This is a genomic window from Lacinutrix neustonica, assembly GCF_026625145.1.
GTDB classification, from domain to species: Bacteria; Bacteroidota; Bacteroidia; order Flavobacteriales; family Flavobacteriaceae; genus Lacinutrix; species Lacinutrix neustonica.
In genome coordinates this window covers 704,266-716,946 of record NZ_CP113088.1, presented here as the reverse complement: position 1 = coordinate 716,946, position 12,681 = coordinate 704,266, and the positions used below count along the sequence as shown (strand labels likewise).

10 protein-coding genes and 3 pseudogenes are annotated in these 12,681 nt (G+C 34.5%); 11 read left to right on the top strand and 2 right to left on the bottom strand.

Translation table 11 applies throughout. From position 1 onward, the window contains the following. Window positions 1–10: 10 nt before the first annotated feature. Both gap and N7U66_RS03910 read left to right on the top strand, forming a co-directional pair. Entirely contained in the window at window positions 11–1,012 is a 1,002-nt protein-coding gene (gene gap / locus N7U66_RS03915) for a type I glyceraldehyde-3-phosphate dehydrogenase (protein ID WP_267677406.1), read from the top strand. A gap of 90 nt (window positions 1,013–1,102) precedes the next feature. After that, the gene (locus N7U66_RS03910; RefSeq protein WP_267677405.1) at window positions 1,103–1,969 is read left to right on the top strand and encodes an N-acetylglucosamine kinase; all 867 of its coding nucleotides are present in this window, start codon (window positions 1,103–1,105) and stop codon (window positions 1,967–1,969) included. Between the two features lie 80 nt (window positions 1,970–2,049). Here the strand turns inward: N7U66_RS03910 and N7U66_RS03905 are convergent, their stop codons facing one another. Then, window positions 2,050–2,433 carry a Rid family detoxifying hydrolase gene (locus N7U66_RS03905; RefSeq protein ID WP_267677404.1) on the bottom strand — a complete coding sequence of 128 codons (384 nt, stop codon included), beginning with the start codon at window positions 2,431–2,433 and terminating at the stop codon, window positions 2,050–2,052. Between the two features lie 86 nt (window positions 2,434–2,519). After that, window positions 2,520–5,304, bottom strand: a pseudogene (locus tag N7U66_RS03900) (putative LPS assembly protein LptD). Window positions 5,305–5,402: 98 nt separating this feature from the next. Between N7U66_RS03900 and N7U66_RS21360 the strand changes: the two are divergent. From N7U66_RS21360 to N7U66_RS03860, 9 genes and pseudogenes are all read left to right on the top strand, one after another. Next, entirely contained in the window at window positions 5,403–5,900 is a 498-nt protein-coding gene (locus tag N7U66_RS21360) for an N-acetylmuramoyl-L-alanine amidase family protein (protein ID WP_313791407.1), read from the top strand. 5 nt (window positions 5,901–5,905) lie between these two features. Next, window positions 5,906–6,514, top strand: a complete 609-nt coding sequence (locus N7U66_RS21355) for an N-acetylmuramoyl-L-alanine amidase family protein (RefSeq protein ID WP_313791406.1) — start codon at window positions 5,906–5,908, stop codon at window positions 6,512–6,514. Window positions 6,515–6,567: 53 nt separating this feature from the next. Beyond that, window positions 6,568–7,545 carry an MlaD family protein gene (locus tag N7U66_RS03890; RefSeq protein ID WP_267677403.1) on the top strand — a complete coding sequence of 326 codons (978 nt, stop codon included), beginning with the start codon at window positions 6,568–6,570 and terminating at the stop codon, window positions 7,543–7,545. 18 nt (window positions 7,546–7,563) lie between these two features. Beyond that, window positions 7,564–8,877: pseudogene (locus N7U66_RS03885) on the top strand (4Fe-4S dicluster domain-containing protein). Window positions 8,878–8,995: 118 nt separating this feature from the next. Further along, entirely contained in the window at window positions 8,996–9,337 is a 342-nt protein-coding gene (locus N7U66_RS03880) for a hypothetical protein (RefSeq protein WP_267677402.1), read from the top strand. Window positions 9,338–9,357: 20 nt separating this feature from the next. After that, window positions 9,358–10,148, top strand: a pseudogene (locus tag N7U66_RS03875) ((Fe-S)-binding protein). A 7-nt stretch (window positions 10,149–10,155) separates the two neighbouring features. Next, entirely contained in the window at window positions 10,156–10,671 is a 516-nt protein-coding gene (locus tag N7U66_RS03870) for a PH domain-containing protein (RefSeq protein ID WP_267677401.1), read from the top strand. Beyond that, window positions 10,658–12,151: a PH domain-containing protein gene (locus N7U66_RS03865; protein WP_267677400.1), complete on the top strand. Its 1,494-nt coding sequence runs from the start codon at window positions 10,658–10,660 to the stop codon at window positions 12,149–12,151. The genes N7U66_RS03870 and N7U66_RS03865 overlap by 14 nt, the downstream gene beginning before the upstream one ends. 42 nt (window positions 12,152–12,193) lie before the next feature. Further along, window positions 12,194–12,679: an ABC transporter ATPase gene (locus N7U66_RS03860; protein WP_267677399.1), complete on the top strand. Its 486-nt coding sequence runs from the start codon at window positions 12,194–12,196 to the stop codon at window positions 12,677–12,679. The last annotated feature ends 2 nt before the right edge of the window (window positions 12,680–12,681 follow it).

Here is a 12,681-nt window from a genome sequence, read left to right as displayed (position 1 = left end):
ATAGAATAAGATGTCAAAATTAAAATTAGGAATTAACGGATTTGGGAGAATAGGGCGTATCGTATTTAGAGCGACAATAAAGCGCGAAAATGTTGAAGTGGTAGCGATCAATGATTTATTAGATGTTGATCATTTGGCTTATTTGTTAAAATATGACTCAGTTCATGGGCGCTTTGATGGCACTGTTGAAGTTAAAGATGGCAATCTTGTTGTCGATGGGAAAACCATTAGGGTAACTGCAGAACGTGATCCTAAAAACTTAAAATGGAACGAGGTAGGCGTAGAAGTTGTAGCCGAATGTACCGGTATTTTTACCACTATGGAAACGGCACAATATCACATTGATGGTGGTGCAAAGAAAGTCGTGATTTCAGCACCAAGCAAAGATGCCCCAATGTTTGTTATGGGCGTTAATGATTCTAAATTGACTGCAGACCACAACATTGTGTCTAACGCATCGTGTACAACTAATTGTTTAGCCCCAATGGCTAAAGTGTTAGAAGATAACTTTGGTATTGAAGAAGCCTTAATGACCACTATTCATGCCACGACCTCAACACAGTTTACTGTAGATTCACCGTCTCGCAAAAACTACCGTTTAGGGCGCTCAGCTTTAAACAATATTATTCCCTCTTCAACGGGCGCTGCAAAAGCTGTAGGTAAAGTCATTCCGGAATTAGAAGGAAAATTAACAGGGATGGCTTTTAGAGTGCCTACGGTAGATGTTTCGGTAGTTGATTTAACGGTAAGAACAAAAAAAGAAACGTCATTAGAAGAGATAAAGGCAGCGTTTAAAAAAGCGGCTCATGGTGACATGAAAGGGGTTTTAGGCTATACCGAAGATGCTGTAGTTTCTCAGGACTTTGTTAGCGAAACCCGTACTAGTGTTTTTGACGCAGACTCAGCAATAGAATTGAATTCAAGATTTTTTAAATTAGTATCATGGTATGATAATGAATTTGGATATTCTAATAAACTAGTAGATTTAGCTGAAAAAGTAAATTCATTATAAAACAGAGTTATATATAGCGCAGTACTTAAGTTCTAAATCGTATTTCAGCTTGAGGTTGCGCTTTTTATTTCATTAAACACCAATTGACTTATGATACTCATCGTTGACAGTGGTTCTACTAAATGTGATTGGATTGCAGTGGATAATCAGGGAAAACAATTACGTGAAAAAATTAGAACAAAGGGTTTGAATCCAGCTATTTTATCGGAAAAGAAACTAAGAAAAACGATAAAAAAGAGTAAGGACTTAGTAGACATAAAAGAAAAAGTAGAACATGTATTTTTTTATGGCGCTGGCTGTGGCACAGAGAACCCTAGATTAATGCTCAAAGTCGTTTTGCAGGAATTCTTTATAAATGCAGATATTGCAGTGAAAGAAGATACTATGGCGGCGGTTTATGCGACAATAGATTCTAGAGATCAAGCGGCGGTTGTTTGTATTTTGGGCACTGGATCAAATTGTAGCTATTATGATGGAAAAATACTACACCAGCGCGTAAATTCTTTAGGATATACTCTAATGGATGATGCCTCCGGAAATTATTATGGAAAGCAATTGATTAGAGATTATTATTTTAATCATATGCCGGAAGATATAAAAATATCTTTTGCAGGTAAATATAATATGGAATCAGATTTTATTAAATATAACTTGTACAAACAACCAAATCCGAATGCCTATTTGGCTCAATTTGCAGAATTTATGATCTTGAATAGAGACTCAGCCTACATTCAAAAGTTAATAAAAGAGGGCATTCGACTCTTTGCAAAAAACATGATTTTTCAATACAAAGAAGAAATAAAAACGGTACCCGTTCATTTTGCGGGGTCAATTGCATTCTTTTGTAAGTCTGAAATAAAAGAAGTGGCAGAGGAAATGGGCTTTAGAATAGGGAACTTTGAGCGTAGACCCATTGAGGGCTTAGTCAATTTCCATACCGATGCTTTAAAAAAATAAGGGAGGCCCTTTTAATCATAGGAGCTTCGGTCATTTATACGAGTATAGACGGCCGAAGTTTTTTTGTTTAAATAAGAGTTTTACTCTTTTACTGCAATCATGCTAATTTCAACATTCACAAATTTAGGCAAATTGGCGACTTCAACCGTTTCACGTGCAGGGGCTGTTTCATCATTAAAATAAGTAGCATAAACGGCATTTATTTTAGAGAAGTTATTCATATCACTAATAAATATCGATGTTTTTACAACTTGTTCAAAAGTCATGTCTGCTGCATCCAAAACAGCTTTCATGTTTTCCATTACTTGTTTTGTTTCTGTAATGATATCGTCAATCACCAATACGCCAGTTTCAGGATGTAAGGCGATTTGTCCTGAGGTATATAAGGTGTTTCCGCTTAAAACAGCTTGGTTGTAAGGGCCTATTGGGGCCGGAGCTTTAGAGGTGGATATGATTTTTTTCATAAGGAAAAGAGTTTTTAAGTTCCCGCGAAAGCAGAAATCTCATTAATATTTTTTGAATACAGATGGCTAAGAACGGGTTTACGCTATTACAAACTTTGATCGGGTTGTCTGCGTTTTTCGTATTTTAAATCCTTTAATATACTTGATTTAATACCTATAAAAAAGTTCCAAGAGGTTCTTGTGCTAAATGGAATCCAACTAAAATTCATACGCCAACTTAGTAAATCACGTTCAAAGCGCAATTGGGTATAAGTAAAACCTTGATTTTTAAAATCGTAACCCGAAGAAGCGCCCACAGTCCATCGTGGTGCAATATCAATATCACCAGAAAACATTAAAGAGTGTGATGATATTTCACTTTGTCTAGTTGAATTAGAGTAGTTAACCGCATAGGCCAGTCGTAAACTCCAAGGAATCTTATAATTATACAAAGCGCTCGGTACTTCCTCTTCCTCCTCTTTATCACCAAATTGTTGGTCTGCAAAATCCTGAGAGCGACCAAATAAATCATCATCACGACCACCACTTTGCAATGTTTCATTACGACTTCGATCACTTGTTCTTTCGTCACCTTTACCATCTTTACTACTTAAACTGTAGCCTAAAGTAAGGTTAGCACTTGTTAATCTAAACAGACTTCCACCATTATCAATATTAAATTTGTCAACACGCCTATTATTGTTATCTAGGGCATAGGGGTCTAATGTGGCTCCAAAGTTTACATTCATTTTACTTTGAAACAATTGTGTCCCACCACTCATTCTCACAGGACTGAGACGTAAAGAGTCCCCTGCTAAATTATAAGACGTTGAAAAGTTCAAATTATTTAACAGAATAATTTTCTTTGGTTCGGTTTTGGTACTGTCTTTATCTCTCACTTTAGCCTCAAAATTATTGGAGAGCGACAACCCAATAGAACTAGAATAGGTTTTATTTGGAGCACCGTATAAACTCCCTTCAAACCGAGAAAATTCGAGATCTTCAATTGGATTACCATTAATATCTGTGACTTCATACGTGTCATAATATTTATCGAATGCTGGATTAATATTATAACTTACACTTGGTCTCATTACGTGTCTAATAGCTTTTAACTTCTTATTCTCTCCATTTTTTTCGAAATTGAATAAGCCATATATAGTAGTCCCTATACTCGAGCTAAAATTGTAAGTTCTATAGGCATCGAACCCTTTTATGTCTTCTGTTATGGTCTCATTGTTTTCAGAGTCGTAATAGCGATCTATAGTGTTTAAGGTCCATGTTTCGTCAAAATTTGTACTGGCACTTACGCTAAAGTAATTAAACACCTTAAAATTAGTGGTTAATGGTATGGAGTGTTTCATTCCTATTACGGCATCATCGAACATTTCCGATTTGAAGAAGAGTGAATCTGTCGTGGTAATTCTATTCTCGCCTCTTACATTATATTGTAAGTTAACATTTTGAATAATTCCTTTTTTAGAACCAAACTTAGGAGCAAAGGGATACACACGGCCCACGCTGGCTTGCAATGTAGGTAAAGTCATGTTTATGCTTTCGGTTTGCGTATTTTGTGAATGGGTTGCTGTTAAACTCATATTTACCTGGGGCTCCCCTTGAAACGTTTTAGAGTAGGACACAGAAGACGCTAATGTGTTATTTAAAAAACTGGCGGCATTAACTTGGTTTACGGATTGTTGGTAATAATTACTACTACCAAGGTTTACAGAGGCTGAAAATCTAGAATTAGGATTAGATTTGGTGTCTTGAGAATGCGACCAACGCAAATTGTAAATGTTTGATTTTGAATAATCCGGAAAGCCCCGTTCGCTATCAATTAAATTCTCAAATCTAAAGGAAAGATTACCGTTATATTTATAGCGCTTTTTGTATCTGTTTTCAAAGCGTAATCCATAACTCCCATTGGTATAATAATCACCGAGAACAGCCAAGTCTACATAATCGCTTATTGCAAAATAATACCCACCATTTTGGATAAAATAACCTCTATTATTATCTCCGAAACTTGGAAAAATCACACCAGAGGTTTGCTTTTTACTTAATGGAAAAAAAAGCAAAAGGCACAAAAATTGGTGTTGGTACCTCGTAAATATACATACGAGTAGCCCCTGTTATTACTTTTGAACCCGGAACGATCTTAGCACGGTTCATTAACAAATAGTATTACGGATCTTCTAAATCTTTCGCCGTGGTAAATTTGGCATTTTTCACGAAATAAACCGAATCATTTTCTTTTTTGGTAAGTTCAGAAATGATAGTGCCACCACTTTCTTCTGTAACACTATTCCAGATTAAAGCTTTTTCGCTATTAAAATTAAAACGTATAGAATCCGGCTCAACCACTTGGGCGCCCTGTTTAAAAATTGGTTTTTGAGAATACTCGCCTAAAGAATCTTTTAAACGGCCGGCATACACTTCATTTTTAGTGTAATCAATGACAATAATTCCCGCCGTGATTTCCATATCCTGATAGCTAATTTTTGCTTCATTAAACAAGTACATTTTTTGATCTTTACGATTAAAAGAGGTATAGTCCTTAGCGCTATATGTTACGATGTCCTGTAATAATGCTGGTTTTGGCTTTATGGAATCTGTTTTGATGGAGTCTGTTTCTACAACAGGTTTGGCGTTTAAAGTATTGGTGTTTAAAGTAAGGGAATCTTGTGGTGTTACAGGGGCTTCTTCTTCTTCTTCTTCTTCTTCTTCTTTAGAAGGTACGTTTATGCTTTCTTTTTCGCCATCGACTTGAGAAAAGCCAAAAGTGTTGATAAACACTGTAAAACTTAGGGCAAAAAGTATATGAAATCTATTTGTATGCAACGCTTTTAAATGTATTTTTGCTAAAGTATGGCTCGGTTTTTGAATTGCCAAAATTACATTATTTTTTTGTGAATAATTTATCATTCACTAAAATTTAAAAACCAATACTAAATAGAAACAATATGGGTTATAATAATATAAAAACGCAGATGAAAAGGATTTTCTTATCAACTACAATAATATTAACACTGGGTGTTGGTAGGACTCTTAATGCGCAAATAGCTAAAAAAGAGCAATTTATTGTTGTTTTAGATGCAGGGCATGGGGGTCGCGAACCTGGAAAAGTTGCTAAAAGTGGTTTAAAAGAGAAAGATATTACTCTTAAAATCATCTTAGCAGTTGGTAAAGAGTTAGAAAAGAATGAAGATATAAAGGTGGTCTATACAAGAAAAACAGACACCTTTGTTGATTTATTTGTTAGAGGAAGTATTGCTAATAAGGCCAATGCCGATTTATTTGTTTCTGTACATTGTAATGCGCACTATTCACAAGCGGCAGGGTCCGAAACCTATGTCCTTGGAATCCATAGAAACGACACCAACTTTGAAGTTGCAAAGGCAGAGAATTCGGTAATTTTTTTAGAAGATAATTATCAAGAAAATTATAACGGATTTGACCCAAATTCTCCGAGTCTTTTGTTGGCTTGACATTAATGCAAGAAGCTTACCTTGATCAAAGCATTCAATTAGCCAAGAATATTCAAGATAACTTCACCTATGCGCTCAAAAGAAAAAACAGAGGGGTTAAGCAAGCGGGTTTTATCGTATTGCACCAAACAGTGATGCCTAGTGTTCTAGTAGAATCTGGTTTTATTACTAATAATGAAGAAGGGAAATATTTAAACTCGTTAAAAGGTCAGACAGAAATGGCTTCAGCTATTTCAAAAGCGATTCTTAAATATAAAAGTACCGTTGAATCTAATGTTAGTGAGGTTGCTTATAGTGTCGAAGAGGCTGTGGAAGACGATCAAATACCTATAGAAGAAAATATTATTAGTAATATTGTTTTTAAAGTACAAATTGCTGCAGGGTCTACAAAATTAGAGCCAAAGGCTAATAACTTTAAGGGACTTGAAGCTGTTTCCCGTGAAAAGGAAGGCGATTTTTACAAATATTTTTATGGTTATACTTCAGATTATAACAAAATACAAACCATGCAAGAGCAAGCGCGAATAAAAGGATTTAAAAGTGCTTTTATAGTGGCCTATAAAGACGGAAATCGTATAAGTTTGGAAAAAGCACTAAATCAAGGCTCAAAATAACGATTTACTATTTATTTTATTTTATTTTTGTTTTCAATCTTAACCATACAACTTTGAAGATCTCAAGAGAAATTAAAACTGCTATTTTAGTCATTTTAGGAATAATACTATTCATATTTGGTTTCAGTTATTTAAAAGGCAATAATTTATTAGATAACTCGCGTATTATTTATGCAGAATATAATAATGTAGATGGGCTAACACCATCAACCCCGGTAACTATTAATGGTTATGCCGTAGGAAAAGTTTTAGATATTTATTTTAAAGATGCCAACTCGGGGACTCTGGTGGTTAAAATGGATATTGATACAGACTTTGAGTTTTCAAAAAATAGTCAGGCCTTATTGTATCAAAATGGATTTATAGGAGGTAAAGCGGTAGCGATAATCCCTGCCTATGATGGTGGTGCTAATGCTGAAAATGAAGATTATTTACAAGGCACTATAAAAGCTGGGATGACAGAGATTTTAAACGATAAGTTAGAACCTCTGCAGCATACGATTGAAAATGTAATGTCTGAAACCGATACACTTTTAGTTAATGTGAATTCTATTTTTGATAAGCAAACAAGAGCGAACTTGAGAGCAAGTATTGCCAATTTGAATACGACGATCATTTCATTTAATAAAACGACCCAGTCGTTAAATGAACTTTTAGAAAATAATAAGTCCAAATTAAATAATACACTATCAAATGCCGAGAACATGACTGAAAATTTCTCTAAGTTTTCAGATTCTTTGTCTAAAATTAATTTAGCAGGAACTATAAAGAGTCTGCAAGAAACGGTTGAGAAATTTGACAATGTATTAGCCAGTGTAGAAAATGGAGAGGGGTCTTTAGGAAAATTACTAAAGGACGATAAAATGTATGAAAACCTTACTGGAGCTTCCAAGCAAATGGAAGCACTATTGCAGGACATGAAATTAAATCCTAAGCGCTATGTTCATTTTTCTATTTTTGGTAAAAAACCAAAACGTTACGATGCAGAAGGTAATGAAATAGAAGATAGCACTGAAGATCCTAAAGATTAAATGACATAAACCAAAGAAATGAATTACTTACCAAACATCATTTTCGCCATTATTCTTGTAGTAGGAATTGGTTACTTTTCAAGAAACGTAAAAAAACTGTGGCGTAATATAAAATTAGGTCAAGATAAAGACGTGAGTGATAATAAACCACAGCGTTGGAAAAACATGGCAATGATAGCCTTAGGACAAAGCAAAATGGTTAAACGTCCTATAGCCGGTTTTTTTCATGTTGTTGTTTACGTAGGCTTTATCATTATCAATATTGAAGTATTAGAAATTATAATCGACGGTTTATTAGGGACTCATAGAATAGGCCACAAGTATTTGCCGAAGCAGTATATGGTTTTCTCATAGGTAGCTTTGAAATTTTAGCTGTAGCCGTATTAGTTGCGGTCATTGTATTCTGGTTGCGTAGAAATGTTATTAAACTGAAACGTTTTTTAAGTGCTGAAATGAAGGGTTGGCCTAAAAGCGATGGTAATATCATTCTTTATTTTGAAGTGGTATTAATGTGTTTATTTTTAATAATGAATGCGACAGACGCTACTTTTCAAAGTTATAATTCGGGAAATGTAATTAGTCAGTTCATCACACCACTGTTTTCTCGGATTATCGCAAAATAGCCTTCATTTAGTAGAACGTAGTGCTTGGTGGTTACATATTGTAGGTATTTTGGTATTCTTAAATTACTTATATTTTTCAAAGCATTTACACATTTTATTGGCCTTTCCAAACACGTATTATGGAAAATTAAGACCTAAGGGACAGTTTGAAAACAATGATGCAGTAACTAAAGAAGTCAAGCTCATGATGGATCCCGATGCAGATCCATTTGCTGCACCAACCGAATCGGAAACAGAAGAACCGCCATCAAAATTTGGTGCAAGTGATGTCCAGGATCTAAGTTGGGTAAACCTCTTAAATGCATATACGTGTACAGAATGTGGGCGTTGTACTAGCGAATGTCCAGCGAATCAAACGGGTAAAAAACTCTCTCCTCGTAAAATTATGATGGATACAAGAGACCGTTTAGAAGAAGTAGGCAAAAATATAGATGCTAATAAAGGAATCTTTGTAGACGATGGTAAGCAGTTGTTAAACGATTACATTACTAAAGAAGAATTATGGGCATGTACCACGTGTAACGCTTGTGTTGAAGCTTGTCCTGTGAGTATCGACCCCTTAAATATTATAATGGAAATGCGTCGTTATCTTGTGATGGAAGAAAGTGCGGCTCCAATGGAACTTAATAATATGATGACCAACATAGAAAATAATGGCGCACCATGGCCTTATAATCAAATGGATCGGTTGAACTGGAAAAATGAATAAATGGTAGGAGTTCCTACCGCATAGTAGACAGGCAATATAAAAGTTTAGGCTTTGGTAGTGACTTGTTTTAGGATGTTTTAACAAAGCCCAATACTTAAAATTAAAAGGGGTAATTGAAATGAAAAAAAAATCACTCTTATATAAGCTTGTCATGATGCTTGTAGTAGTGTGTCCCATTTCAACCATTTTTGCCCAAGGGTATAAACAAGATTCGTTGCAAATAAAGGCCTATACCGAAATAGAATTCCGTAACAGTCGGCCTCAAGGCATCAAATTAAGAAAAGTGTTTTGTGATTACTGTTCGAAAAAACAATTGCGGTTATTGGGAGAAGACGCTATTAGAAGAACAGAAAGCGAAAAATACGACCCAAAGAATATAATACAGAACGGTAAAAAGAAATTGGCGGTTTATATAAGAATAGCAAAAACAGATTTTGCAGCAATAAAAGAAGACGAGTAAAAACTCATAAATAAAATAAAATGAGCGAACAATTAGTAGTGCCAACTATGGCAGAAATGATGGCAGAAGGTAAACAACCGAAGTATTATTCGGGTAGGTTGTGCTGGTAGCTTTGATGACAGAGCAAAAAAAATAACCAAAGCATTTGTAAAACTGCTTAATAGAGCGCATGTTTCTTTTGCCGTATTAGGAGCGGAGGAAAGTTGTACTGGAGATCCCGCAAAACGATCAGGAAACGAGTTTTTATTTCAAATGCAGGCCGTTACAAACATAGAGGTTATGAATGCTTATGAGATTAAGAAAGTGGTCACAGCCTGTCCGCATTGTTTTAACACCCTTAAAAACGAATATCCAGGTTTAGGTGGTAATTATGACGTCGTTCATCACACTCAGTTTTTAAAAGATTTGTTGGATGCAGGACGTTTAACCATTGAAGGCGGCCAATTTAAAGGGAAACGTATTACGTTTCATGATCCCTGTTATTTAGGACGCGCAAATAATGTATATGAAGCACCCGAGAGACCTAATTAGGAAATTGGATGCCGAGTTGGTAGAAATGAAAAGCTGTAAATCTAGAGGGTTATGCTGTGGCGCAGGAGGTGCACAAATGTTTAAGGAACCAGAGCCGGGAAATAAAGATATTAACATAGAGCGTACAGAACAGGCTTTAGAAACCAAACCACAGATTATTGCAGCGGGATGCCCCTTTTGTAACACCATGATGACAGACGGTGTTAAAGGAAAGGAAAAAGAAAGCGAAATTGCAGTCATGGATATTGCCGAATTAATCGCTAACGCTCAGGATTTATAATACACCCATGTTTACTAATTCAGAAATTAAAATTGAAAATTTACCTAAAGCTGAAGCGGTATCCTTAAACCCAATATCTAAAAGTTATTTATATATTATATCCATTAATATTGCTATTCAGTATAGCGTTTTATTTGGGCTCCTTATTCTAGCGCATGTCTTTATAAAAAAAGAATGGGTGTCTAGTGCTTTTTATTATGCTATTACTGTGTTGTTGTTATTGTTTGTTTTTCAGTGTGTTATTAGTTATTTGAGCTTTAAAAAGCGAGGGTATGCCCTGAGAACTCAAGATATCATTTATGCAAAAGGGTGGTTAAATCATCAAAGAACAACCGTTCCATTTATTAGAATTCAACATTTGGAAACCAAGCAAAGTTTTATCGCTAAAAAATTGAAGTTAGCGTCCTTATACGTATATACTGCTGGCGAATCGGGTGGAGATTTATCTATTTCAGGTTTACCAATAGATGAAGCCATTAACATTCATTCGCTTTTAACCAGTAAGATTAATGAACACGTTTAATTTTCAAGAACCATCAAGACAATCTGTTAGAGGAATTGTTGTGCTTTTTGGATTAAACAGCTACAAAATTATTAAAAGTCTTTTTGTGTTCATTGCCGCCTTTTCTTATAGTTTGATTAAGAATAAAGCTTTGTTTGGAGTCTCAATAAGTACCGTTTTACTCCTCCTTGTTTTAATACTTCTTTTGGTATTAACGAGGTCCATTCTTCAATATTTAAATTTTAAATTTCATGTTTACAGTGACGATTTTTTCCTTTCAAAAGGGATTATTAATAAAGAAAACATAAGCGTTTCAAAGACCAAAATTCAGAATATATATATCAAACAAAATGTGTTACAACAACTTATTCATGTTGTTCAATTAGATATAGAAACCGCGGGTGATGCAAAAGCTGAAGTCAAAATAATCGCATTAAGTCGATCATTAGCAATTGCCTTAAAAGAAGAATTACTTTTGAATATCAGTAACGCGGAAGTCACCGCAGAATTTCTTAAAGAAGACCATATTTATTATAAAGCGTCTATTAAAAAATTGCTTTTAGAGGGGTTTAGTCAGAATCATATTAAAAGTTTTCTTATAATCTTTGGTTTTATTGGTGGGTTGTATTCCACTTATGAAAATTTTTTAGAAAATTTAAAAATAGGAGAGACGTTTAAAGCCTTTATGATTCAAAATCAACAAGCTATAGGTTTTTTAATTGTGTTGTCTGTTAGTATTGTATTAGTCGCTTTATTTATATCCATTCTTTTCTCTATAGTAAACACCTTTTTGCTCAATTATAATTTACAGGTCATTGAACACAAAAAAACAGTTGAAATCAAAAAGGGCTTATTTAATAAAGTAGCGATTAATTTATTGCCTTCAAGAATTCAAAATATTGAGATTGTAACCAATAGAGTGAAGCAGTATTTCGGATTAAATACCTTGCGCATTAAACAAGCCATGGTAGATAAAAAGTTACTTAAACACTTTTCAATTGTAGGGTTGAGCGCGTCACAAGCCACTTATTTGTCTCAAAAATTCATTACGAGCTTTACACGTATTCAAGAAAAAGCAAAACCTGAAAAATATTATATCCGTATTTTATTTTTAAAAGCACTCTTCCCCTTTGTTTTCATCAATTTCATTAGTTTTCTCATCTTTAATATGAATTTTTGGATAGTAAACATCATTAGTATTCCATTATTGTCATTACTCATCTATTGGCGCTACAAAAAAGCGTATTATAGTATAAATGACACCCTTTTGGTTGTTGGTAGTGGTTCTATGTCTACCAGTACTCAAGTATTGGAAATACATAAAATTCAAGCCGTAGCGACAAAACAAGGTCTTTTTCAAAAAATTAGAAAAATCGCTACCGTCCAAGTATTTACTGCTTCAAAAGTCACCAATATACTTTATGTTAAAGAAGATACCGCTCATGCGATTGTGAATTTTTTATTATATCAAGTAGAATCGCAGCGAAAAGATTGGATGTAAAACTGTATTTTTGTACTATAATTAATGCTAAAAAGATAAATCGTGCTAGTAGAATTCAATACGTTACCGGAAGAATCAAAAATGCGGATCTATCAGGCTAATCGTTCCTTTTCTGAAACGGAGTTAGAAGAAATAAAAGACAAGCTTAATACTTTTATTACCAATTGGACGGCACATGGAAGTGATTTACAAGCGGGATATGAGATTCGATATAAGCGTTTCATTATATTGGCTATAAATCAAGAGGCTCAGGCAGCCACAGGGTGCAGTATTGACGCATCAGTCCGTTTTATTCAACAATTAGAGAAAGAATATCAAGTTGATTTAATGGATAAAATGAACGTATCTTATAAACAAGGAGAATACGTGGCTTATAAAACATTGACCGATTTTAGAATCATGGCAAAACAAAAGGCGGTTTCTAAAAACACCATCGTTTTTAATAATTTAGTGACTAACATTGCAGAGTTTAACGAAAATTGGGAGGTGCCTGCAAGTGAGAGTTGGCACAATAGATTTATTAATTAGAC